25 protein-coding genes are annotated in these 23,141 nt (G+C 44.4%); 8 read left to right on the top strand and 17 right to left on the bottom strand.

The genetic code is table 11. The features are described from left to right. Positions 1-2 precede the first annotated feature (2 nt). The 9 genes from AUL54_RS11060 to AUL54_RS21190 all read right to left on the bottom strand — a co-directional run bounded on the left by AUL54_RS11060 (position 3) and on the right by AUL54_RS21190 (position 8,797). The gene (locus AUL54_RS11060; protein ID WP_060963834.1) at positions 3-1,058 is read right to left on the bottom strand and encodes a phosphotransferase; all 1,056 of its coding nucleotides are present in this window, start codon (positions 1,056-1,058) and stop codon (positions 3-5) included. Beyond that, positions 1,051-2,238, bottom strand: coding sequence for a carboxylate--amine ligase (locus AUL54_RS11055; RefSeq protein WP_060963833.1), 1,188 nt, complete (start codon positions 2,236-2,238; stop codon positions 1,051-1,053). Before AUL54_RS11055 ends, AUL54_RS11060 begins: the two co-directional genes overlap by 8 nt. Then, the gene (locus AUL54_RS11050) at positions 2,238-3,563 is read right to left on the bottom strand and encodes a glycosyltransferase family 4 protein (protein ID WP_060963832.1); all 1,326 of its coding nucleotides are present in this window, start codon (positions 3,561-3,563) and stop codon (positions 2,238-2,240) included. The genes AUL54_RS11055 and AUL54_RS11050 overlap by 1 nt, the downstream gene beginning before the upstream one ends. Beyond that, the gene (locus tag AUL54_RS11045; protein WP_060963831.1) at positions 3,560-4,216 is read right to left on the bottom strand and encodes a PIG-L deacetylase family protein; all 657 of its coding nucleotides are present in this window, start codon (positions 4,214-4,216) and stop codon (positions 3,560-3,562) included. The genes AUL54_RS11050 and AUL54_RS11045 overlap by 4 nt, the downstream gene beginning before the upstream one ends. 87 nt (positions 4,217-4,303) lie before the next feature. Continuing rightward, positions 4,304-4,867 carry a hypothetical protein gene (locus AUL54_RS11040; RefSeq protein ID WP_060963830.1) on the bottom strand — a complete coding sequence of 188 codons (564 nt, stop codon included), beginning with the start codon at positions 4,865-4,867 and terminating at the stop codon, positions 4,304-4,306. 141 nt (positions 4,868-5,008) lie between these two features. Then, positions 5,009-5,458: a 50S ribosomal protein L9 gene (rplI, locus tag AUL54_RS11035; protein WP_060963829.1), complete on the bottom strand. Its 450-nt coding sequence runs from the start codon at positions 5,456-5,458 to the stop codon at positions 5,009-5,011. Continuing rightward, positions 5,455-7,434, bottom strand: a complete 1,980-nt coding sequence (locus AUL54_RS11030) for a DHH family phosphoesterase (protein WP_045925622.1) — start codon at positions 7,432-7,434, stop codon at positions 5,455-5,457. Before AUL54_RS11030 ends, rplI begins: the two co-directional genes overlap by 4 nt. Positions 7,435-7,464: 30 nt before the next feature. After that, on the bottom strand, positions 7,465-8,400 hold the full coding sequence (locus tag AUL54_RS11025) for a YybS family protein (protein ID WP_060963828.1): 936 nt from the start codon (positions 8,398-8,400) through the stop codon (positions 7,465-7,467). A 244-nt stretch (positions 8,401-8,644) separates the two neighbouring features. Continuing rightward, positions 8,645-8,797 (bottom strand): hypothetical protein, encoded by a 153-nt coding sequence (locus tag AUL54_RS21190; RefSeq protein ID WP_016937356.1) that lies wholly within the window; start codon positions 8,795-8,797, stop codon positions 8,645-8,647. 133 nt (positions 8,798-8,930) lie between these two features. On the opposite strand from AUL54_RS21190, the gene AUL54_RS11020 reads away from it, so the two are divergent. Then, positions 8,931-9,416, top strand: a complete 486-nt coding sequence (locus tag AUL54_RS11020; RefSeq protein WP_016937355.1) for a spore coat protein — start codon at positions 8,931-8,933, stop codon at positions 9,414-9,416. A 36-nt stretch (positions 9,417-9,452) separates the two neighbouring features. On the opposite strand, the gene AUL54_RS11015 is transcribed toward AUL54_RS11020, so the two are convergent. After that, on the bottom strand, positions 9,453-9,824 hold the full coding sequence (locus AUL54_RS11015; RefSeq protein WP_060963827.1) for a winged helix-turn-helix transcriptional regulator: 372 nt from the start codon (positions 9,822-9,824) through the stop codon (positions 9,453-9,455). A 206-nt stretch (positions 9,825-10,030) separates the two neighbouring features. On the opposite strand from AUL54_RS11015, the gene AUL54_RS11010 reads away from it, so the two are divergent. The 5 genes from AUL54_RS11010 (at position 10,031) to AUL54_RS10990 (ending at position 16,159) form a co-directional block, all read left to right on the top strand. After that, positions 10,031-10,960: a manganese-dependent inorganic pyrophosphatase gene (locus tag AUL54_RS11010; RefSeq protein ID WP_004393053.1), complete on the top strand. Its 930-nt coding sequence runs from the start codon at positions 10,031-10,033 to the stop codon at positions 10,958-10,960. A gap of 137 nt (positions 10,961-11,097) precedes the next feature. Beyond that, positions 11,098-12,033, top strand: coding sequence for a DMT family transporter (locus AUL54_RS11005; protein WP_420913156.1), 936 nt, complete (start codon positions 11,098-11,100; stop codon positions 12,031-12,033). Between the two features lie 346 nt (positions 12,034-12,379). Then, positions 12,380-13,801 (top strand): glycoside hydrolase family 68 protein, encoded by a 1,422-nt coding sequence (locus AUL54_RS11000; protein WP_060963825.1) that lies wholly within the window; start codon positions 12,380-12,382, stop codon positions 13,799-13,801. Between the two features lie 61 nt (positions 13,802-13,862). Continuing rightward, positions 13,863-15,419 carry a glycoside hydrolase family 32 protein gene (locus AUL54_RS10995; protein WP_420913146.1) on the top strand — a complete coding sequence of 519 codons (1,557 nt, stop codon included), beginning with the start codon at positions 13,863-13,865 and terminating at the stop codon, positions 15,417-15,419. A 77-nt stretch (positions 15,420-15,496) separates the two neighbouring features. Beyond that, complete coding sequence (locus tag AUL54_RS10990; protein WP_060963823.1) at positions 15,497-16,159, top strand: GntR family transcriptional regulator; 663 nt, start codon at positions 15,497-15,499, stop codon at positions 16,157-16,159. 72 nt (positions 16,160-16,231) lie between these two features. On the opposite strand, the gene AUL54_RS10985 is transcribed toward AUL54_RS10990, so the two are convergent. Then, the gene (locus tag AUL54_RS10985; RefSeq protein ID WP_060963822.1) at positions 16,232-16,741 is read right to left on the bottom strand and encodes a DinB family protein; all 510 of its coding nucleotides are present in this window, start codon (positions 16,739-16,741) and stop codon (positions 16,232-16,234) included. A gap of 50 nt (positions 16,742-16,791) precedes the next feature. Continuing rightward, positions 16,792-18,009 carry an MFS transporter gene (locus AUL54_RS10980; protein ID WP_060963821.1) on the bottom strand — a complete coding sequence of 406 codons (1,218 nt, stop codon included), beginning with the start codon at positions 18,007-18,009 and terminating at the stop codon, positions 16,792-16,794. Positions 18,010-18,306: 297 nt separating this feature from the next. On the opposite strand from AUL54_RS10980, the gene AUL54_RS10975 reads away from it, so the two are divergent. Further along, positions 18,307-19,182, top strand: coding sequence for a LysR family transcriptional regulator (locus AUL54_RS10975; protein WP_060963820.1), 876 nt, complete (start codon positions 18,307-18,309; stop codon positions 19,180-19,182). Between the two features lie 114 nt (positions 19,183-19,296). Here the strand turns inward: AUL54_RS10975 and AUL54_RS10970 are convergent, their stop codons facing one another. The 5 genes from AUL54_RS10970 to AUL54_RS10950 all read right to left on the bottom strand — a co-directional run bounded on the left by AUL54_RS10970 (position 19,297) and on the right by AUL54_RS10950 (position 22,436). Then, positions 19,297-19,665 (bottom strand): DUF1304 domain-containing protein, encoded by a 369-nt coding sequence (locus AUL54_RS10970; RefSeq protein ID WP_060963819.1) that lies wholly within the window; start codon positions 19,663-19,665, stop codon positions 19,297-19,299. A 30-nt stretch (positions 19,666-19,695) separates the two neighbouring features. Further along, on the bottom strand, positions 19,696-20,334 hold the full coding sequence (locus AUL54_RS10965; RefSeq protein WP_060963818.1) for a nitroreductase family protein: 639 nt from the start codon (positions 20,332-20,334) through the stop codon (positions 19,696-19,698). A gap of 13 nt (positions 20,335-20,347) precedes the next feature. Beyond that, the gene (locus AUL54_RS10960; RefSeq protein ID WP_016937339.1) at positions 20,348-20,782 is read right to left on the bottom strand and encodes a MarR family winged helix-turn-helix transcriptional regulator; all 435 of its coding nucleotides are present in this window, start codon (positions 20,780-20,782) and stop codon (positions 20,348-20,350) included. A gap of 137 nt (positions 20,783-20,919) precedes the next feature. Further along, the gene (locus tag AUL54_RS10955; protein ID WP_060963817.1) at positions 20,920-21,798 is read right to left on the bottom strand and encodes a YitT family protein; all 879 of its coding nucleotides are present in this window, start codon (positions 21,796-21,798) and stop codon (positions 20,920-20,922) included. A 185-nt stretch (positions 21,799-21,983) separates the two neighbouring features. After that, a complete protein-coding gene (locus AUL54_RS10950) occupies positions 21,984-22,436 on the bottom strand; it encodes a MarR family winged helix-turn-helix transcriptional regulator (RefSeq protein ID WP_045925748.1) in 453 nt (150 codons plus the stop codon). Between the two features lie 120 nt (positions 22,437-22,556). Here AUL54_RS10950 and AUL54_RS10945 point away from each other — a divergent pair, with 120 nt between their 5' ends. Then, on the top strand, positions 22,557-22,991 hold the full coding sequence (locus AUL54_RS10945; RefSeq protein WP_060963816.1) for a GNAT family N-acetyltransferase: 435 nt from the start codon (positions 22,557-22,559) through the stop codon (positions 22,989-22,991). Positions 22,992-23,141 lie beyond the last annotated feature (150 nt).

Here is a 23,141-nt window from a genome sequence, read left to right as displayed (position 1 = left end):
ACCTATAAACCTAATTCCCGTCCCCATTGTGACACTTTGTCTGCATGATAGGGCAGCAGCTCTCCTCCCCGATTGTCGAATATTCTCCGCAATTGGGTATGAAGCCCTTTCTCAAGGGTTCTCTGCACATAAGCCATTTTATAAAGCGTCATAGGGGGCGTCTCAAAATGAATGCCCCGCTTTTTCATTTCTTTCGCATACACTTTTACGCAATACGTCCGAATGTCTTCTGCGTGGCGGCTCCAATCTTTTCTGAAGCCGAGCAGAATCTCAACCAGAACCGTCATATCGAACCATACCGGCGCGTATTTTGCTGATTCCCAATCGATGAATTGAATGTCCCACGGTTCATGGCCGGACGCGTCATGGGTGCAGATATTCTGCATATGAAGATCGCCATGTGTAATGGCCGAGCCGTTTTGTATCAATTCAGGGAAAAAATCCGGTCCTTTTTGCTCCAGCAAGTGAGAGATCTGCCGATAATGAGGCTTAACGATATCTTTTGTACGTTCATCTTTAAGGGCCCTATCCAATAATTCCGCTGTCTTTTTGATCTGCTTTTTACGCCCCTTCCTCATCGTTTCCGATTCATATACCGGGAGCCATGACCGCCATTTCCCCTCAGAAATTTTCTTGTTTTCAAAGGTGCGGCTGTGCAGTTCTGCGACAGACGGAATAATATACTTGAAATGCTTAGGATGAAATGTAAGCTGACCCCTGATCTGGCTGACAAACTCCATAAATATCCATGTTTCATGATGACTTTCTTCTATAAGATAGATTTCCGGCAGCAAATCCCCTAAGACAGAACGGGCTTTACTGTATATATTAATCTCGACCGCGTTTTTTTCACGGGAAGATTTATACACCTTCAAGATCAGCGGTACGGTCCCGGATTTCTTTTTCACAAGCAGTTTATAAATGGCGCTTCTGTCCGTTGATTTCAGACATGTGATGCCGTCCGGATTCACAGCCGCCTTTTCGCCAAGTGAATACGATAGTTTTTCGTCAATTCTCAGTTTCTGAAACGCAGCATACAAACGATCCTTTTCAACCATGCCGATCTTCCTTCCGCTTCCGTTTCCAGCTGTTTTTGAGATGGGACCAAGTGTTTCTGATAAACGGCATCGGGTCATTCCAAGTAAAAAGGGCATATTCTTTTTTTCCTTTAAACCCTCTCCAAAAATGCCGGAACGTCATTTCTCCTCTTTTTCGTTTCTTCAAAAATGTTAAGAAGTAACGCACCTCATAAATCCAACTGATTCCTTCTTTTTGTTCGAGCTGAGGCTTTACATGTTGTCCGGTCAAATACAGATAGTACATGTAAACGAAATGAACGCCTGCAGGTTCCGTCAGGCTATGGCTGAGCCAAAAGCGCGGATTTATTTCTATAAACTTGTAAACATTGTCCCGCGGATCCTTTTTAAATTCCGCCATGCCTACTCCTTTCAGCTGAATCGCTTCAAAAAACGGCAGGGTCTTCTCAATTAATTCAGGAACCCGTTTGCTCACGACATGAGCCCCAGCGCCAAAATCAGCGGGAAATTGATGGTTTTTTTGCAGAGAAAACAAGCCCATTAACTTCATTTGGTCATCATAAAAAGTCGCCACTTTGTAAAAACATTGATTGTCTCCGGGAATGATCTCCTGCACGAGCAGTTCTCCATTTTCTCTGTAGGAGCTGAACTCCCTGCGCAATTGTGCAGCATCCTTCATCACTATTGCTTTTTTGTTTACTTTTTTTCTGTATTCATGGCCGGCCACCGGTTTTAAAATACACGGGAAGTCAATATTGGCGATGGCCTCTTCCAGTTCATCCTGATTGTTCGGAAAAAAGGTTTTCGGGCAGGGAATGTTGTGCTTCATCGCTAATTCATATGCTTTGCTTTTATCTAAAACCGCCTCTAACAGAGAGCGGCTCGGGAGCAAAAATAAAAAAAAACCGGCTAATGTGTCGCGGAATTTGGATATGAATCCCGCATAATCATCAGATCCTGCGTACAGAACCGGTTTTACTTGAAATCGCTTCCCGAAATCAGTCAGAAATGTCAGCAGTTCTTTCTCTTGTGTTAAAGGGCTGGGACAGACCCCGCAATCTGCCAATCTTGATCTTCCGATACGATAAGGTTCCTCCGTGTCAAACGCGTAAACATCTATTCCTCTTCGGGCCAGGCTTCGAATCATCCCGATCCCGTTTGCACTGAAATCAAGTACAACGGCCGCATGTTCGTGTTTCATCATTTCCCTCCGAGCTTGATGGTATTTTGATAAATGGATTCAATATTTCTTATCATCGTCTCGCTGCTTAAATGCTTCTCTGCGTAGGCCTTTGCATTTAAAGCAGCTTTTTTCCGCGCAGATTTGTTAGTGATAAAAAACGTTAAAGCCCGGGCAAGCGCCTCTGCATTTCCCGGCTCGACAATAAGCCCTGTTTTGTTATGGCGGATGAGATCCGGGATGCCCCCGCAATCGGTCGCGATGATAGCCGTGCCGCTGAACATCGCTTCAATAATCGAAATGGGCAGACTATCATTAATGGTCGGCAGTACGAATATGTCCGTCATATTCAAAATAGCAGGAACATCGTCTCTTTTTCCTAAAAAGGAGACCATTGATAGTTTCAGTTTTCGAGCCTGTTCCTCCAGGGCTCTCCTTGTCTCTCCGTCTCCTGCGATCAGCACTTCCACATCATCAAGTACATCAGACGGAATTCGCGAGAGTGCCTCCAGCAAATACTTATGTCCCTTTCTCGGGCCTAATCTTGCAATACACGAGATGATAATCTTATTTTTCGGTAACGGGATTTTCTTTTTCCAGCCTGTTTTTGTATCGTAATCAATTCCCGTGACCACCGTTGTCATGTCTTTCTGTTCTGCTCCGAGCTTCATGAGCGGCCTGCGGAACGTATCGCTGATAATAATCAGGCGGTCTGCGTATTCAATGGCTTTCATCTCTAATGTTTTATAATAAATCTCTTCTACCGAGCCTTTTTTAAATATGTGAAATTTAAGTCTGTTGAAAGTAAACATGCCATGCGGTGTGAAAAATAAAGGTTTTTTATAGATTTGATTGAACCTGCCTAACATATTGGCTGTAAATAAATCTTGAGCGTGGAACACATCATATCTTTCCAAAGGAATCTTTTGAAGCATTTGCTCGTATACAAACATCAGCCGATTATTTCTCAAAATATGATCGTTATAATCCCCGTATCTGTCTTTAAAGAAATCTTTTAACTTCGGAACAACAGCCTCCCGCAGTGCCTCTACCTGTGCGGAAGGAAACAGATTAGGAGATATGACATCCACCTTATGACCTCTTTTTCTCAGTCCTTCACTAAGCGTTTTAATATAGTTTGATAAACCGCCCGTGTGCGGGTAGTCCCAAAACGTGGCAATCAAAATGGATAACTTCTTCTTTTTCCTGTATACCGGCGGAATTTGATCTGCATGTTTCATCTGTGTCTTTATGACTTTCTTTTTTTGCGGGCGCGTTTTGACCCCGTAGTAGCGGTCAAGCGTCTGGACCATATACGGATAGGGGACGGAAAATGTCTTGTTCATTTCCAGATCCTCCGCACCACTTCAAATGCTTCGGCGTATTCCACACCCGCTGTCATCCCTCTGACTCTTCCTAAATGTTTAACGCCTTCATATGAACGGGGATGAGGGTAATCCCTCATTTCTACGTCGTAGTGGTGAAGCGCCGCGAGTTTGGCGTCCATCGTATCTGTGATATTGACGAAGTAATTGGGCTTGAAGAGTTTATCAGCCGTATTCCTCTCCCACTCGCTTGAAGACAGCGTTTCAAACGTAAGCAGTTCAATCGGCTTTTGATCCGGAAGAGGTCTGGCGGCTGTTAAAACTGCTTGGAATGTTTTCTGATGGTCCATATTGATATCGCCGTAATGATGAGTAAAGATTTTATCAGGCTGATAGACGCGAATGAGCTGTTCTAATTCTTTGACAAGCTTATGAAGAGGGATACATTCCAATTCTAAATTCGTATGCTCCAAAAAGATGACGTTCTCAATTCCAAGCTCCTGATTCGCACGTTCGCCTAATTGTTTAATATGATGAGCTTCTTCTTTTCTTCCTAATGCCGTAATAACGGAAATTACTTTATATCCTTCATTAATCAGCCGTTTTATGGTGCCCGCTGATCCCAATAGTTCATCATCAGGATGAGCGCCGATAACCATAATGTATTCTTCCATTTTTTCCACACTCCACCAAACAATTGTTACAAGTATCATATGACGACCCCAAAAAAAGGAAACTTACATGTGCGGATTTTCAGAAACTTACATGTACAGCTGCCATTCCAGGTAACGTGACGGATTTAATTTTTTTATGGTGTTCAAAAACTCATCTGCCAGGCCGTATTGGTTCAATCCTTTTAATAGTTTTACAGGAAAGCGGGCAATAGCGGAAAAGGCTCTTTTATGATCGACGACTTTTAGATTACCGTGTTCGTTGATCAGAATGTGCCTGATTTCAGCGTCCCATCTGGTAAAACCGATTTTCTTTAATTCATCCAGCATATTTAAAATATCACCCGCCAGTTTTTCGGAAATGGATTTTTCTGTTTTAACATGGCGGGCAAGGGAGGTGCCTTGAACATATTCCATCACAATATAACGATCTCCGTATTCATACAGTCTTGGAATCACCGGGGAACCTTGTCCGATTTGCAAAGCTGCCAATTCCTTCCCGCATGTCTCTATTTCAAAGAAATACTTTAAGCATTTGTTGTGTGTTAAGCGATAGACTTCCCCGTCTTTTCCGTTCCCGATCAGCGGATAGTGTTCCAGCGTCTTTTTATTTTCCGGATCATTAAAATATGTTTCAGAAAAAAATCGCATCATACCGACACATCCTTCGTTATGTTGTAATATCATATGCAATCTGATAAGCATCGGACATGAAACATTCTCATCATTTTCTTACACCGCGTCTTATGCTGACATAAAAAAACCCGCCGGATCGGCGGGTTTTTCTATTATATATTACGCTTCTTCTTTTACGTGAACCTTCAGCACAGCCTGAACTTCAGGATGCAGCTTTACAGGAACGTTTGTATATCCCAGTGTGCGGATACCGTCCTGGAGTTCCAGTTTCCGCTTATCCACTTTAATCTTGTGCGACTTTTGCAGCGCTTCTGCAATCTGCTTGCTTGTGACAGATCCGAACAGGCGGCCGCCTTCACCGGATTTGGCACTCAGCTCAACAGTCAGCTGTTCAAGCGTTTCTTTTAAATCTTTCGCTCTTTCAAGCTCTGCAATCGCTTCTTTTTTCTCTTTTTCTTTCTGTCCGTTCAATGCGCTGATGTTTGTCGCATTTGCTTCGACAGCGAGGCCTTTTTTAATGAGAAAGTTATGTGCATAACCGTCTGCTACGTTTTTCATTTCGCCTTTTTTCCCTTTACCTTTTACATCTTGTAAGAAAATAATCTTCATCTCTGAACGCCTCCCTCAAAATATTCATCAATGGCTTCCTTCAGCCGGACAAGCGCTTCTGAAACAGAAATGCCTGATAACTGGGTTGCCGCATTGGTTAAATGCCCTCCGCCGTCCAGCGCCTCCATAATAATCTGCACATTGACCTCGCCAAGCGATCTCGCACTGATGCACACCGTATGCTCATCCCGTCTGGCTACGGCAAATGAAGCTTCCACTTCACTCATCGACAAGAGGGAATCAGCAGCCTGCGCAATCAGCACTTGGTCAAAGTACTCCTCTTCATTTTCAGGAAGAGAAGCAATCGCGATATTTTCTTTATAAAGAGCTGTATGCTGGATCAGCTTCGCCCGCTTAATATAAGAACCGACTGATTCTTTGAGGACTTTCTGCACCAGAACCGTGTCTGCGCCTTTCGCTCTCAAATAAGAAGCGGCGTCGAACGTCCGCGAGCCCGTGCGAAGGGAAAAGCTCTTCGTATCCACTATTATACCAGCTAACAGGGCTGTCGCTTCAATCATATTGATTTTGAGCCGCTTCGGCTGATACTCAAGCAGCTCCGTCACGAGTTCTGCGGTGGATGAAGCGTATGGCTCCATATAAACGAGCAGCGGGTCTTTAATAAATTCCTCGCCTCTTCGGTGATGGTCAATCACAACGATGTGCTCGATTTTGTTCACGAGACGCTCTTCCATCACAAAGGACGGTTTATGTGTATCCACGACGACAAGCAGCGTGTCATCATTGGAAATTTCCATCGCCTCTTCCGGCGTGATAAACCGCGACCACAGCTCTTCGTATTTTTTAATTTCTTCAATCAGGCGCTGAACACTTGATCCGATCTGATTCGGATCAATGACGATGTAGCCTTCCTTGCCATTGGCCTGCGCCACCTTTAATATTCCGATTGCGGCTCCGACTGCGTCCATATCAGGAAATTTGTGACCCATAATAATGACATTGCTGCTTTCTGAGACAATTTCCTTGAGCGCGTGGGAAATCACCCGGGCGCGCACCCTTGTGCGCTTCTCCATCGGATTCGTTTTGCCGCCGTAAAATTTCACCTTGCCGTTCGGCATTTTGATCGCCACTTGGTCGCCTCCGCGGCCGAGAGCCAAATCGAGGCTGGACTGCGCCAGATCTCCAAGCTCCTTCAAGGAAGAAACCGATGCGCCGATCCCGATGCTGAGGGTCAAAGATACAGTGTGAACGGATGTTTTTTCACGGATTTCATCCAAAATCGAAAATTTCGCGTTTTCAAGCTCTGTTAATATGTGTTCATTTAACACCGCGATAAACCGTTCCGAGGACGTCCGCTTCAGGAAAATGCCGTACTCTTGCGCCCACGCATTTAATAATGAGGTGACCTGGCTGTTCATCGTGCTTCTCGTCTGGTCATCCAGCCCCTGTGTGACATCATCGTAGTTATCTAAAAAGACATATGCCAGCACGGTTCTCTCATTTTCGTACTGCTTTTCAATCTGAATCTGTTCCGTCACATCAAAGAAATAAAGCAGGCGCTCATCTCTTTTAATCACCACTTTAAACTTCCGCTCATTCAAGGTGATCGTTTCCGAATCGACCTCCTGCTTGATCAGCGGCACGACGGCCTCACATGTGTCATACAGCGAGCGCCCGACGAGCGTGCTTTCATTAAAGCAGGAAGACAAAAACGGATTCGCCCACTCAATGTAATATTGATCATTAAACAGCATAATCCCGATAGGCATTTCCATTAATGCCTCTTCGCCTACTTTTTTCAATCTATAGGATAGCGTGGAAATATAGTTGTCAATTTCTCTTCTGATCAAAGAATCCGCACGCTTAATGAAAAACAAGATCACGGCGAGCAGCACAACACCGACGGCTCCTATCAGCCAGTTAAAGTAAATGCTGATGAGGATTACGATGATTGACAATGCAATCAATGCATAGATGGGATACCGAAACAACGGCTTTTCATAAAAACTAGGCATTTCTATCAACTCCCCACCTGTAAGTCACACTCAATTTCGCGTCACCTTATTTCTTATGTTAAAGCCTATGTCAATGATGCCTAAGAGGAGATACACGGACATGATAAGCGGAAAAAGCACACCCAGCACAATCGCTAATACAGGAACCGCTTTTGGCATCTCCATCTCATGGAAATAGAAAAAAATAAACGCTAATCCTTGAATACAAATCAGCAAGCTGAGAATATATCCCCCATTCAATGAAACCGAATACATCATATGCCCTTTTTCTAAATGCAGAAACCCTAATATCGTCACAACAAAGTACAAAATAACAACGACTTGCGGGAGTCTGAGCTCTCTAAAAGGCTTCATCTTCGGAAGATCAGGGAAAAACCGCCTTAAAAACGGCCTTGCCATAGCATAACTGAGGAAAGCAGAAACAATGCTGGTCAATATAAGCGCAGTCGGAAAAAGATATTGAAGCGTGCTCAGCTGACTTTCCATCAGCTTAGTCTGCTTCCCGAACTGATCTCCGTAACCCAGCTGTTTTGACATGGTTTCTGCTAAAGACAGCGACTCTCGAAGCTGGGACATCGTGTTATCAACCACGTTCATATTAAGAAACACGATGCTGAACACAAAAATAACGACACCGCACAGCATACACGCAATAGCGCCGGCCGCAACCGCATAACCGGGCTGTTTCTTTTTAAAGTAATATCCCATAGCGACCCCCGTACAGGCCGCCGTAAACGCGCCTGTAAGCCCGGCAAACGAACTCACAATAAAACTGACCGGGAGGCTGGCAAGGCCCATCCATATCCCCGGCTTCAGACCGTGCCGAATGGTGTAAAGAATGATCGGCAACGGCAAAGCAAAGAGAAGAATCGCCCCCAGTAAAGGGAGATACACGACCAAAAGGGAAATGATTGCAAAAATACTGATCAAAATGGCGCCTTCTATTAGAGCCCTTGTATTCTTCACTTACTCACCTCAAACCTTGTATCATTCAGAACATACGAATAGAAAAGAGCAGCTTAGACGACTGCTCTTTTGACGCCGCAATGTCTCTTCCAAGACCTGAATTTTCCATAAACTCTCCAAAATACACGTATTTATTCTAACATAAGTCAAAATCGTAAGTAAAATGAGCGCAGACGGCTCCAATGTTCCATGTGAAACATGAAAACAGACAAACGGACATCCTAGTGAAAGAATGCCCGTTGTATCAATGATCCTGATCGTCCATGAAACCAGAAGTATCTCTGTTTTTCTTTTTGGTTTTCCGTACAAATAACAAGACGATAACGATAAGTAAGAGAGTGGTTGCCTGTAAAACACCGCTGCTGAAAAGGAAGAAGTTCTTTATCATGTCCCACATATAGTTTCACCTCTGTTTCGTATTTCCTTTACATTGAGTTTCCCTTTCTGGAAACTTCAAAACATCAGGAACAACATCAGCACCGGGGCATATGCTGATAGTGAAAATGAAGGATAAAGGAGATTCTCACACCATGACTGAGCGGAGAACATTAGCATGGCATGAAACGTTAGAACTGCACGAGTTAGTGGCTTTCCAGGCAAACGGGCTTGTGAAATTAAAAAGAACGGAACGCGAAGTAAGCGATGCCAGATTAAAACAGCTTTACAGATTTTCCATCCATTCGCTGGAACAAAATCTGCGTGAACTGCTTCCCTTCTTCCCTGAAGCCCCCGGCTTTCGTGAAGATGAGACAGAAGAGCGGGCTGATTCCTCCTTTTACAGCGGCGGGCTGCTGAGCATGGCCAAAACATCTGTCCGCAATTACGCCGGAGCCATTACAGAAACAGCCACACCTCAATTAAGAATCGTCTTCGTCAAGCACTTAAACGCGGCCATCAAGTGGCACCAAATGGTCTTTGAGTATATGGAAGAACGCGGTCAATATCCGGCTTATAACTTGAGCGAATTGCTGAAAAACGACGTCCGCAACGCCAGAAAAGCCATTGCGATGAAATAAAAAAAAGCAGCAGGGAATCTCATCCTTTGCTGCTTCTTATTTTTGAGCGGACTGATCTTGAGCCGACGTTTTTTCCCGGTATGATTCGAGAAATTCCCGGTTGGCGTCTCCCCATTTCTTCATTTGCAGCACGATCGGTTCAAGCGACCTGCCGAATTCTGTGAGTGAATACTCAACCTTTGGGGGCACCTGCTGATACACTTCACGATGCACGATGCCGTCCGCCTCAAGCTCCCGAAGCTGAAGCGTCAGCATACGCTGCGTAATACTGGGACAGATGCGCCGAAACTCATTAAACCGCTTTTTTCCGCTGATCATATGATAAAACAAAATACCCTTCCACTTTCCGCCGATAACGGAAAGTGTCAGCTCAACCGGGCAACCTTCTTTATTCGGATATATGTTCATAATTCATCCTCCATAGTACCTTTTTTGATACTACATGCTGATTAGCATCTGACTTACCCAGTATTTTACTCGCAATCTGCTCCCACTCTCAACAAAAATGCTTCTTTTTCACATCAATTTTTAAGGTTTTGAAGATTACACCCTCCGCAAGACGTGTTAAACTATAAAAAGATTGTTTACACTACAAAAAAGGACAAGGAGTTATTATGGAAAAAATTCTTATTTTCGGACATCAAAACCCAGACACAGATACCATTTGCTCTGCCATTGCCTACGCTGATCTAAAAAATAAACTCGGCTTCAATGCTGAGCCTGTCCGCCTAGGACAAGTCAACGGCGAAACACAATACGCTCTTGATTATTTCAAGCAGGAGAGCCCGCGTCTCGTGGAAACAGCCGCAAACGAAGTAAACGGCGTCATCCTTGTTGACCACAATGAACGCCAGCAAAGCATCAAGGATATTGAAGACGTTCAGGTTCTTGAAGTCATTGACCATCACCGTATCGCCAACTTCGAAACGGCGGAACCTCTTTACTATCGTGCAGAGCCGGTCGGCTGTACGGCTACGATCTTAAACAAAATGTACAAAGAAAATAACGTGAAAATCGAGAAAGAAATTGCCGGTCTTATGCTGTCAGCGATTATTTCCGACTCACTTTTATTTAAATCTCCGACTTGCACAGAGCAGGATATCGCGGCGGCAAAAGAGCTTGCTGAAATTGCCGGCGTAGATGCGGAAGAGTACGGCTTAAACATGCTGAAAGCAGGCGCCGACTTAAGCAAAAAAACGGTGGAAGAGCTGATTTCCCTTGATGCGAAAGAGTTCACGCTCGGCAGCAAAAAAGTCGAAATCGCCCAAGTCAACACAGTTGATATTGAAGATGTCAAAAAGCGTCAGCCGGAATTAGAAGCGGCCCTTTCAAAAGTCATTGCTGAGAAAAACCTTGATCTGTTCCTTCTCGTGATTACGGACATTTTGGAAAACGATTCCCTTGCGCTTGCCATCGGCGATCAGGCGTCAAAAGTGGAAAAAGCATTCAATGTCACTTTAGAAAACAACACGGCTCTTTTAAAAGGCGTCGTATCCAGAAAGAAACAAGTCGTTCCTGTTTTAACAGACGCGATTGCAGAATAACCAAAACGCCCCGGGAACCCGTCGGGGTGTTTTTTTTACGACCTTTTTTGTAAGCGCTAACTAAAAAAATCGCTTTGACGCGTTTTGATATGTAATATATAATATATCACATGAAAGGCGTTTTCTATTAATTGTAAATCAATACAGCAAAGGGGGGTTCTACACTGGAGAAACACGCTGCTCTTTCCTATTCACGAACAACAGGAATTTGGCTTGTGCTTACAGGAGCTATCTTATGGGGGGTCTCAGGAACAGTTGCCCAGTATCTGTTTCAGGACCGCCATTTTAATACAGAATGGCTGACCTCTGTACGGCTGCTGCTTTCAGGGGCGCTTCTGCTCGGAATCGCGTACCGCAAAGAAAAAGGACGCATATGGGCTGTTTGGAAAGACAGACGGGACAAGGTTCCTCTTCTTTTATTCGGGATTTTCGGAATGTTAGGCGTTCAATACACCTATTTCGCGGCAATTGAGTACGGCAATGCGGCCACCGCTACCGTTCTCCAATATTTAGGGCCGGCCATTATTACATGCTTTTTAGCGATCCGCGCAAAGAGAATGCCTTCAGCGAAAGAACTGCTCGCCGTCTTATTAGCGGCTGCAGGCACATTTATTTTGGTCACGCACGGGAATGCCGGCAGCCTGTCCATATCCGGCCTGGCCGTGTTTTGGGGTATCAGCTCAGCCTTTGCGCTGGCGTTTTACACTCTTCAGCCGCATCGGCTTTTGAAGAAATGGGGATCGGCCATTATCGTCGGATGGGGCATGCTGATCGGCGGGGCCGCTCTCAGCTTAGTCCGGCCGCCTTGGAAATTTGAAGGCCAATGGTCATTATCCGCATATGCCGCGATTGTATTTATCATCATTTTCGGAACGCTCATCGCTTTTTATTGCTACTTGGAAAGCCTGAAATATCTGAGTGCCTCTGAAACCAGCCTGTTCGCCTGTGCGGAGCCGCTGTCGGCAGCTTTTTTAGCAGTGATCTGGCTGCATGTTCCCTTCGGACTATCAGAATGGCTGGGTACTTTATTGATTTTAGCCACCATCGCTTTATTATCTATCAAGAAAAAATAACCTCTCTTTTTTTAGAGAGGTTTTTTCCTAGGCCTGGAGCATCCCTTAGTCTCAATTACCCATATATTAAAGGGTCTTTTTTCATTTTACTATCTTCCAAAAGAGGAAATTAGACCAGTTGTCAATAGATTCAGAGTCGAATAGAATGATGTCGACAAGTAAATCACGCAGGATTGTTACTGATAAAGCAGGCAAGACCTAAAATGTGTTAAGGGCAAAGTGTATTCTTTGGCGTCACCCCTGGCATATTTTAGGTCTTTTTTTCTGTAACAAACCTGCCATCCATGAATGCGGGAGGATCGAATCGGCAGATCGCAACAAAGTACATACAAAAGGAGACATGGACATGAACATCAAAAAATTTGCAAAACGAGCCACAGTTCTAACTTTTACGACTGCACTTCTGGCAGGGGGAGCGACTCAAGCCTTCGCGAAAGAAAATACCCAAAAACCTTACAAAGAAACGTACGGCGTCTCTCATATCACACGCCATGATATGCTGCAGATCCCTAAACAGCAGCAAGACGAAAAATACCAAGTGCCTCAATTCGATCAATCAACGATTAAAAATATTGAATCTGCAAAAGGACTGGATGTGTGGGACAGCTGGCCGCTCCAAAACGCTGACGGAACAGTAGCTGAATACAACGGCTATCACGTCGTGTTTGCTCTTGCTGGAAGCCCGAAAGACGCTGATGACACATCAATCTACATGTTTTATCAAAAGGTCGGCGACAACTCGATCGACAGCTGGAAAAACGCGGGCCGTGTCTTTAAAGACAGCGATAAGTTCGACGCCAACGATGAAATCCTGAAAGATCAGACACAAGAATGGTCCGGTTCTGCCACCCTTACTTCTGACGGAAAAATCCGTTTATTCTACACTGACTTTTCCGGTAAACATTACGGCAAACAAAGTATTACAACGGCGCAGGTAAATGTGTCAAAATCCGATAGCACGCTCAACATCAACGGAGTGGAAGACCACAAAACGATTTTTGACGGCGACGGAAAAACATATCAGAACGTTCAGCAGTTTATCGATGAAGGCAACTATACATCCGGCGACAACCATACGCTGAGAGACCCTCACTACGTTGAAGACAAAGGCCATAAATACCTTGTATTCGAAGCCAACACAGGAACAGATAACGGATACCAAGGCGAAGAATCTTTATTTAACAAAGCGTACTACGGCGGCAGCACGAACTTCTTCCGTAAAGAAAGCCAGAAGCTTCAGCAGAGTGCTAAAAAACGCGATGCTGAATTAGCGAACGGCGCCCTCGGTATGATAGAGTTAAATAATGACTACACATTGAAAAAAGTCATGAAGCCGCTGATCACTTCAAACACGGTAACTGATGAAATCGAGCGCGCGAACGTTTTCAAAATGAACGGCAAATGGTACTTGTTCACTGATTCACGCGGTTCAAAAATGACGATCGACGGTATTAATTCAAACGATATTTACATGCTTGGTTATGTATCAAACTCTTTAACAGGTCCTTACAAGCCGCTTAACAAAACAGGTCTTGTACTGCAAATGGGTCTTGATCCTAACGATGTGACATTCACATACTCTCACTTTGCAGTGCCTCAAGCCAAAGGCAACAATGTCGTGATCACAAGCTACATGACAAACAGAGGCTTCTTTGAGGATAAAAAAGCAACTTTTGCGCCAAGCTTCTTAATGAACATCAAAGGCAAGAAAACATCCGTTGTCAAAAACAGCATCCTTGAACAAGGACAGCTTACGGTTAACAACTAATCATAATAAAAAGAAAATGCCGATATTTCATTGGCATTTTCTTTTATTTCTAAACAAGATGGTGAATTCAATCATGGCACGAAAATGGCCCATTGCAATATTGATCATTCTGGGTGCGTTCCTGTTTGTCGGCTTACTGCCGGACAAAAGCAACAATTCCTCTAAAACAAACACGAAGAATAAACCGGATTACCGGGCGGCATATCATTTCACAACCCCGGACAAATGGAAAAACGACCCTCAAAAACCCGTTTTTTTCGATGGGAAATATCATTACTATTATCTTTATAATCGGGATTATCCGAACGGCAACGGCACTGAATGGCGGCACGCTGTATCAGAGGACTTGGTGCACTGGACGGACGAAGGCACGGCTATTCCGAAATACACCAACCCAAACGGCGATATATGGTCCGGTTCTGTCGTCATTGATAAACACAACACGGCAGGCTTCGGCAAAAACGCACTGGTCGCCATCACAACGCAGCCGACGGCCAAAACCGAAGCACAAGAACAATATTTATGGTACAGCACGGATAAAGGAAAAACATTTACATCCTATAGTGATCAGCCCGTCATGAAAAACCCGGGCACTAAAGATTTCCGGGACCCGAAGGTGATTTGGGATGAACAGGATAATAAATGGGTGATGGCCATGGCCGAGGGCGAAAAAATCGGCTTTTATGAATCACCCGATTTAAAGAATTGGCATTACACGGGCGGTTTTATTACCCAGCAGATCGGCCTCATCGAATGCCCTGACCTTTATATGATGCGTGCAGATGACGGAACGGCCATGTGGATTCTCGGCGCAAGCGCAAACGGCAAACCTCAGGGCAAACCGAATACGTACGCTTATTGGACCGGAAACTTTGACGGAAAAGAATTTACTGCCGATCAAGCGGAGCCGCAATGGCTCGATTACGGGTTTGACTGGTACGGGGGCGTCACATTTGAGGACGGCAATAGCAAAGATCCGCTGACAAAACGCTATGCGCTGGCATGGATGAACAATTGGGATTATCCGAATGAAACACCGACACTAAAGAACGGCTTTAACGGCACGGATTCTATCGTTCGTGAAATCCGCCTTCAGCAGCAGGACGGCGGCACCTACAGCCTGATGTCAGAGCCGGTTGAAGCATTGAACCAATTAACCTCTTCAACGGACGGCACTGAAGACAAACAGGTGAACGGTTCTGAAACACTGCCGATCAAGGGTGATACGTATCAGCTTGACATGGATATCTCTTGGTCTGATATCAAAAATGCAGGCGTCAGACTCAGAGAATCAGCAGACCAAAAGCGGCATATTGATGTCGGTATTTCAGCAGAAGACGGCTGTGCCTATGTGAACAGATCATTTACAGATCAGCCTGATAAAACCGGGACATATACTGAAAGCAAAGCACCATTTGACGGAAAAAAAGGGCGCGTTCATCTGAAAATTCTCGTGGATAAAACGAGTATTGAAGTATTTGCAGATGACGGAAAAACCGTTCTCACAAATGAAGTGTTTCCAAAACCCGAAGATCAGGGAATCACGCTCTATTCTGAAGGCGGTTCCGCTGACTTTCAGCATATTGAGATAAAGCATCTCGGTTCAATTCAACCTTAGATCTCTCTTCATTTCTAACCGGCGTTCAGACTGTGTTAAAATGCTTGTATGTATACTACGATTCATGAGGTGTTCCATTGGATAATCAAAACAAAGAACCTGTGCTGAAAAGAACCATCATGCGGGACGAAGTGTATCACACGCTCAGAAACTGGATCATAACAGGCAGGCTCAAACCTGAAACAAAGTTAAAGGACAAGGAACTGTCGGAAACATTGGGAATCAGCCGCACTCCGATACGGGAAGCCTTATTGCGCTTGGAAGATGACGGCTTGGTCATGACAAAGGCAAACAGATGGACGCTTGTCGCTCCGATTGAGTTAAAAGAAGCGGAAAACTTGTATTCCATTGTCTGGACGCTTGAAAAACTCGCCCTGCAGCAAGCCCTCCCGCATATGGACGCTGCAGTGATTCAGGAATTGAAACAGCTTAATGAAGAGCTGCTTCAAACGGTGAAAGCCGGCGATAAAATGGCCATTCTGGAAGCGGATAATGCATTTCACCATCGCATCATTCTGCTTACAGACAATGCCGAACTCTGCAAATTGCTTGCGGGCCTGAAGGTGAAAATCCAGAGAATGGAGATCCGCTATTTCAGCGAAGATGATGCATTGACCAGATCATACAATGAACACGCTGCTATCATTCACGCATTAGAACAGCAGGATGACGCCGCTGCCCTTGCAGCGCTTGAAGCGAATTGGAAAAACAGTTTAGAACGTTTGCAGAACATGTCTTAGCAAACGAAAAAGCCAAATCATATGATTTGGCTTTTTACGGATATAACAAGGCAGCCGACTTGGCTGTCTTGTTTACTTTTTGTTTATATATAAATAAATACCGTAATCCGTCGGCACAGAAGCATACCCCATCTGTCTGAGCATGGCTGTTATATTCCCGCGATGATACGTTCCGTGGTTCACAACATGGAGAATCATATCGGCCGCCGTGGTTTTCATGATGTCACCTGACGGATGCTCTATTTCAAGGGAGAGATTGATATTTTCCTCCTTTTGCAAAAATAGTTGATATCGGTCTGACAATTCCAAAAATAGATCTTCCAGCTCTTCTATCTCTTTAGACAAGATGTCCTCTTTTTGCTGTTCAGCTGATTTCAGCGTATCCTCCAGACGCTCTCCGGAGAACACATCAAACCACCCCTTATCCGACAGATACACATGAGTCAATACACCGGCTATCGACGGAAAGACACTTTGAATCTCTTTACGGTACACATCCTCCGGAAGCTCTTTAAGCCGGGTGAATATTTGCTGATTTGCCCAAAGATGATAATCATACAATTGCAGTGCCAGATGTCCCACAAAACCCTCTCCTCTCTCGATACAGAACGTACGTTCCTCATTATACCACGCTACATGCGGCTCTGTACCGTTTTCTTCATTTGCAGCTGAGAAAACCCGATAAAGGCTGAAAATAATAAAAGAATCCCCGCGCTTATATAAATAAACCGCACGCCGAATACATCCGAGATCATCCCCGTCCCGATAATGGAAAACATAAAAATGAACTGAACTAATGCTGATCTCGCCGCTAAAATATTGACTCGTGTCTGTTCGGTCGTGATGTTTTGAAGAAAGGTTTCCTGCGTCAGATCTCTTAATACACAAGCCGGCCCCATACACAGCACCAGAAAAAGGGCCAGAACGGCACTGCTGGTCAATCCATAAATAAAAGTGAGCATTCCATATGCCAAGGCTCCCGTCAGCATAAGCGGAATGAGGCTTCGCTGAAACTTACCGGATAACCTATAGATGATCAATCCGCCGATCATCGTACCTGCATAATAGGCTCCGTTCACATATCCCCACCACGCTTCTCCTTTTTGAAGGACGTCATGCACATAAGTTAAGGACACAGATCCGATCCATATCATGCCTGCCCACGATTCGATCACATCCATCACCATAAGGGCCCGCAGCTGTTTCTGCTGAAATAAATACACCCAGCCGCTTGCCGCATCTGCAAAAAGTGAACGTTCCCTGACTGCTGCCGGCGCACACATGCGTACTTGAAGAAACAGAATGATGCCCAAAACCGAAGAAACCAGTAACATGACAGTGATGATTATTGTATAGCTTTCTCCCAAAAACGAGATGATGACGCCGCCCAGAGACCATCCGGCAAACTGTACGGTCTGATCCGCCGCAGATAATAAGCCGTTCGCCTTCGCCCTTTGATCAGGAGGAATGATTTCTCCAATCAGCGCGCTTTTTATCGGAGCGAACCAGCCGTTGCAAAAAGAAATCCCTCCGATCAGACAAAACAGCAGAAAAAAGAATGCGGATGAACCGGTTTGGATCACATAAAACAAACAGACTAACAGTGTCACCTGTATCAATTGAGAACCGATTAACAAAGACCGAAGCGTGAACCGGGCGGTGACCAGCGGCAAAACGGCGCTTCCCAATACGCGAAAGACAATGCTGACGAACGTCATGAGAGAAGCCGCCGCCGTCGAACCGGTTTTTGTAAACAAAAACAAGATAACAGCCATTGTATAAAGTGAGAATCCTAAATTGATAGCGGTCTGGCTGTATAAAATAGAGTAATACGCCCTCTTCAAATTCATCTTCTGCAACCCCGCTCCCTAATTATGTAAATCATACCATATTTGCCGATCAGCTCTCTTAAAAACAGAGTTCACTCCATCTATTAGTCTTTCATGAGCAGAAAGGAAACTTTCAGCAAAAGAATAATGAAACACCCTGGCTCATAGCACAACGAAGGATATCAATAGAAAAAACCGAGATTTTCGGTTGTGTACATATATGCCATTGCCATACTGGCACCTGCCCCTTATGATGTATAATGCATAATAAATATATCTATAATGCCTATAAGTAATAAAATGAAAGAGGTGACATTGATGGAATGGGAACAGCTTGAATATTTCCAAACGCTCGCACAAACTGAGCATGTCACAAAAGCCGCAAAGCTATTGTCCATCTCACAGCCCGCACTCTCCCGCTCAATTTCCCGATTGGAAAACCACTTAGGCGTCCCGCTGTTTGACAGACAGGGCCGTTCGATTACATTGAACAAATACGGAGCAATGTTTTTAAAACGGGTTCAGACCATGATGAAAGAGTATACTGACGGCCGAGAGGAAATTCAGGCTTTATTGCAGCCGGATCAAGGAGAAGTATCTCTTGGATTTTTACATACACTCGGGACAGCCATCGTTCCGGATGTCATCAAGACCTTCCGGAAAAAACACCCCGGAATCGGCATTACATTAAGACAAAACCATTCCTATTGGCTGCTCGATCAGCTGAAAGAAGGTAAGCTTGATCTCTGCCTTCTCGCATCCACTAAACCCGAAAAGTCGATTCGATGGGTGCAATTATGGAGTGAGGAACTCTTTTTATATGTACCGAAAGGACATCGGCTGGCGCATCGTGAAACCGTCACCCTGGACGAACTCGCCGAAGAACCTTTTATATTGCTGAAAGAGGGGTATGCGCTCCGTATGACGGCTGATCAGCTATTTGAACAGGCAGATATCCATCCGAAGATTATGTTCGAAAGTGAAGAGGCGGCAACTGCGGCCGGCTTCACGGCCTCCGGTCTCGGCGTTTCCATTCTGCCTGATTTAAAAGGCTTGGATCAAAGCAACCTCTCAAAAATACGCATCAGCTGGCCAAAATGCCAGCGCGTGATCGGCATCGCCTGGATAGAAGGCAGATTTTTATCTCCTGTTGCTGAAACGTTCAAACAGCATGTGATTGAACATTTCGGCTGAACAATGCCGTCCTGACAAAAAAAGCCGATGCGCGCAAGCATCGGCGGCCGAACCTGTTCTTCAAAACAGAATAAAAAAAGAGGGCTTCCGAGAAGGAAGCCCTCACTCCGTCTGCTACGCCGCTAAAAGAAAAATAAGCGCTAAAACAGCCGGAAGTCCTTGTTTTACGATAATTGATTTGTTTGAAGTAAAGCCGCCGAAAAGAGCAGCGATGACCACGCAGATGACGAAAAACAATTGAATCATATGGCCAATCGGATCAGCTTCGAGGATCAGCCCCCAAATGAGGCCGGCAGCCAGAAATCCATTATACAGGCCTTGATTTGCAAACATGACCGCCACATTCCGATCACCTTCTAAATGCTTAGGCAACTTGAAGGACCGCTTAGCTGCCTTCGAATTGATAAAAAACATTTCAAGTATCATGATAAATATATGTTCTAAAGCTACAATTCCGACGAAAACAGCTGCAATCATGTCCACTGTCTCTCTCCTCTCAGCTTCACTTCAACCTTATTTCCATTGTGCGATGGTTTCGATAGGAAGACGGTAGGAAGCATATCCTTCGTCCGCCGCTTTTCCGATTGATAACAGCATGACCGGTACATAACGCTCTTTATCCATTCCGAAAACCTCGGCGATCTTTTCTTTGTCGTAGCCGCCGATCGGGTTTGTGTCATAGCCGTGCGCACGTGCCGTAAGCATCAGCTGCATAGAAACGAGGCCTCCGTCAATCAGAATCGTTTCACGGTTTACTTGCTCCGGCAGTTTTTCAAAGTGTGCCGTCAGCGCAGCGATTTGTCTGTCTTTTACTTCCTGCGGCATGTAGCCCAGTTCGACCGCTTTTGAATAAATTTCTTCTAAATAGTCATCACTGTTCATATCTGCGAAAACCGCGATCACCGCAGATGATGTGCTGACTTGCGTTTGGTTAAAGCTGGCGAGCGGCGCGAGTTTTTCTTTTCCTTCAGGGCTGTCAATGACGAGGAAACGCCATGGCTGCGCGTTAACTGAAGACGGCGCTGTCGTTGCTTCTTCCAAGATTTGAGTCATTTCTTCTTTGCTGATTTTTACAGCCGGATCGTAATTTCGAATGGAACGGCGGCCTTTCATAATGTCCATAAAGTCGTTTGTTTTCAGTTCTGTTTCCATGTGTAATACACTCCTATGCTTTCATATTTTCTATATTATTCTGCATCTGCGACAATACGTTTTTTAACATACTGCGCTCTTCCGCGCTGACACCGGCAAGCATTTCCTTTATGAAACGCTCCTTCTCTTTTTTGGAAGTCTCAATTCTCTCCCGTCCCTGTTCAGTAAGCCGGACAAGTATAATGCGGTTGTCCTCAGGTTTGCGCCTTCTTGTGACCATTTCTTTGGTTTCAAGCTGTTTCAAGTGTCTTGTAACAGCCGCACCATCAATATTCACCTTTTTCTGAAGATCGCTTTGACTGATCTCGTCGACGTGAAAGAGCACGGCGAGAAGCTCAAGACGGGATTGGCTGATTCCGGTGCACGCTTCAAACTTCGCTCCGATTACTTTATGCAGTGATTGAAGCTGATATAAAATCTCGCCTTCCTCTGAACAACATGCTGTCAAAACCCATCCCTACTTTCTTTTGCGCAATTAATTGACCAGTCAATGTTTGATATATCAATAATATACATCCGTTATTCTTTTTTTGCAAGTGTTTTCTCCTTTTTAAAAAAAGCTGCCGGTGAACGGCAGCTCGCTTCTTAATGATTATGAACTTTTCTGAAATTACTGCCTTTTACTTCAGCCACATCATATACCGTTACAAAGGCGTGCTTATCAATGTCATTAATAATTTCCTTCAGTTTGGTCTCTTCCAAACGGTTGATGACACATGTGATTTCTTTGAATTTTTCATGAGAAAAACCGCCGTATGCTTCTTTATACGTAGCGCTTCGGCCTAATTCCTCACGAATGGTTTCGACCATTAATGCAGGCTCGTTGGTGATAATCTGAAATGTTTTCGAACCGCTTAAGCCTTCCTCAACCACATGAATCACCTTAGACGCAATATAGTAAGCAATCACGGAAAGCAAAGCACCTTGCAGCCCGAATACAAAAGAAACAAAAATAAACACAAAAATGTTTAAAAATAAAATGAGGTCGCTCGTGCCGAACGGCAATTTCCGTGACAGCAGCACGGCCAGCATATCAATTCCGTCTAATGCGCCGCCGTTGCGCAATGCCAAGCCCATTCCCAAGCCGATAATAATCCCGCCGACAACGGTGATTAACAGAGTGTCTCCCTCGATGATAGCCGGCGTGTGATGGAAAAAGCTTGTACCCGCGGCAAGTGAGATAATGCCGATAATGGATAGAAACGCAAAACCTTTCCCGATTTGCTTATATCCCAACCAGACAAACGGTATATTGATCACCGCAATTAAGATCCCTAGAGGCAAATGAAACAGCTGTGAACCGACAATGCTGAGTCCGGTCACCCCGCCGTCAGATACACTATTCGGAATCAATACGGTTTCCAGCCCATACGCGGCAATGATTCCGCCGATGATGACCATGATGGCCCGTACGATGGATTTTGCTTTGGATTTCTTACGTTTTTGTTTTTCGATTGTATTCATATCATTCCCCGCTTCAATTATTTTTGTCTAATTTAAATATACCATAATTGATACTTTTCGTTACAAACAAGCCTATCGGCCGATTGTGAAGCAGGTGCCGAGGAAAGTGATTTTACAGATAAAGTATCCATTTACGGCTTTAATCATTCAAAATACAATCACACAGCAAAAGGAATTATTATCCTTTAGTAATCCCTTTTGTTTCCCTTCTTCACATATTCCCAATCATGTTCTATATTTTTTCTCACCCGCTGTAGAAGGCTGAAAATGGTTTCTTTTTCTTCAGACGTAAAGCCGGCCAAGGCTACTTCCGCAGAGTGCTCTCCTTCTCTTTGCAATAACGGATAAACCTTTCTTCCTTTTTCGGTCGGGAACAGTTTTTTTATTTTTTTATTTTGATCATCAGGACGTTTTTCAATAAACCCTTGTATTTCCAGTTTTTTTATCGCTCTCGCCGCTGTTGTTCGGTCGACTTTAATCATTTCCGCCAATTTTTCCTGTATCATTCCCGGGTTTTCACATATACGAACAAGATAGAGATACTGCCCTTTTGTTAAGTCTAATTCTTTAAATTCAATATTGCTGATGGAATCCAATGCCCGTGCAATCATGCCGATTTCCCGCAAAATATCAGTCATATCTTTTCAAACCCTTCGTATTTTTGTTGCATTTACAATATAATTGTTTTATCGTTACTTCTATAAGACCACAAGCAAGCCGTGCAGTCCAGACTAATATGTGAAAAGGATTGGTTAATGATGAGGATAAAAAGAATAACGACGGAAATTGATTTACAAGCAGCGCTCGAGATTAGAAAAACAGTATTCATTGAGGAACAGCAAGTACCCGAATCCGATGAGTTTGATCAATTTGATACGCTTCAGGAACAGTGCGGGCATGTCTTGGTTTATCATGAAAATCAGCCTGCCGGCACAGGACGCGTCCGCATCGTAAACCATTCAGGCAAGCTCGAACGAATCTGCATCCTGAAGCCTTACCGCAAATACGGGTTGGGCAAAGTCATCATAAGAGAATTAGAAAACATGATAAAAGAAAAAGGCATCACCCAATGTAAACTGCATGGACAAACACAAGCGGAAGGCTTTTATCACAAACTGGGCTATCAGACAGATTCACCGGAATTTATGGAAGACGGTATCCCGCATGTCTTAATGACAAAAGAGTTGGCTTAACCGAATAACAAACGGCCGGATGCAAGATTGACCGTAGTTAAAGGAGATTAGAATATTCTGATCTCCCTTAAACTTTCTTATCTATCTCTGCCTTGTCACTCACTTCATCCCGATTCGCCAAGTTTAAAACGAACCATGCAGTTTGAATTC

This window comes from Bacillus sp. SDLI1, from assembly GCF_001553895.1.
GTDB lineage: Bacteria > Bacillota > Bacilli > Bacillales > Bacillaceae > Bacillus > Bacillus siamensis.
This window is presented reverse-complemented; position numbering and strand designations above follow the sequence as displayed.

What these genes read in the sequence shown, in the direction of transcription:
- AUL54_RS11060 (WP_060963834.1), bottom strand. Translation starts at nt 1,058, where the DNA reads ATGGTTGAAAAGGATCGTTTGTATGCTGCGTTTCAGAAACTGAGAATT.
- AUL54_RS11055 (WP_060963833.1), bottom strand. Translation starts at nt 2,238, where the DNA reads ATGAAACACGAACATGCGGCCGTTGTACTTGATTTCAGTGCAAACGGG.
- AUL54_RS11050 (WP_060963832.1), bottom strand. Translation starts at nt 3,563, where the DNA reads ATGAACAAGACATTTTCCGTCCCCTATCCGTATATGGTCCAGACGCTT.
- AUL54_RS11045 (WP_060963831.1), bottom strand. Translation starts at nt 4,216, where the DNA reads ATGGAAGAATACATTATGGTTATCGGCGCTCATCCTGATGATGAACTA.
- AUL54_RS11040 (WP_060963830.1), bottom strand. Translation starts at nt 4,867, where the DNA reads ATGATGCGATTTTTTTCTGAAACATATTTTAATGATCCGGAAAATAAA.
- rplI (WP_060963829.1), bottom strand. Translation starts at nt 5,458, where the DNA reads ATGAAGATTATTTTCTTACAAGATGTAAAAGGTAAAGGGAAAAAAGGC.
- AUL54_RS11030 (WP_045925622.1), bottom strand. Translation starts at nt 7,434, where the DNA reads ATGCCTAGTTTTTATGAAAAGCCGTTGTTTCGGTATCCCATCTATGCA.
- AUL54_RS21190 (WP_016937356.1), bottom strand. Translation starts at nt 8,797, where the DNA reads ATGTGGGACATGATAAAGAACTTCTTCCTTTTCAGCAGCGGTGTTTTA.
- AUL54_RS11020 (WP_016937355.1), top strand. Translation starts at nt 8,931, where the DNA reads ATGACTGAGCGGAGAACATTAGCATGGCATGAAACGTTAGAACTGCAC.
- AUL54_RS11015 (WP_060963827.1), bottom strand. Translation starts at nt 9,824, where the DNA reads ATGAACATATATCCGAATAAAGAAGGTTGCCCGGTTGAGCTGACACTT.
- AUL54_RS11010 (WP_004393053.1), top strand. Translation starts at nt 10,031, where the DNA reads ATGGAAAAAATTCTTATTTTCGGACATCAAAACCCAGACACAGATACC.
- AUL54_RS11000 (WP_060963825.1), top strand. Translation starts at nt 12,380, where the DNA reads ATGAACATCAAAAAATTTGCAAAACGAGCCACAGTTCTAACTTTTACG.
- AUL54_RS10980 (WP_060963821.1), bottom strand. Translation starts at nt 18,009, where the DNA reads ATGAATTTGAAGAGGGCGTATTACTCTATTTTATACAGCCAGACCGCT.
- AUL54_RS10975 (WP_060963820.1), top strand. Translation starts at nt 18,307, where the DNA reads ATGGAATGGGAACAGCTTGAATATTTCCAAACGCTCGCACAAACTGAG.
- AUL54_RS10965 (WP_060963818.1), bottom strand. Translation starts at nt 20,334, where the DNA reads ATGGAAACAGAACTGAAAACAAACGACTTTATGGACATTATGAAAGGC.
- AUL54_RS10955 (WP_060963817.1), bottom strand. Translation starts at nt 21,798, where the DNA reads ATGAATACAATCGAAAAACAAAAACGTAAGAAATCCAAAGCAAAATCC.
- AUL54_RS10950 (WP_045925748.1), bottom strand. Translation starts at nt 22,436, where the DNA reads ATGACTGATATTTTGCGGGAAATCGGCATGATTGCACGGGCATTGGAT.
- AUL54_RS10945 (WP_060963816.1), top strand. Translation starts at nt 22,557, where the DNA reads ATGAGGATAAAAAGAATAACGACGGAAATTGATTTACAAGCAGCGCTC.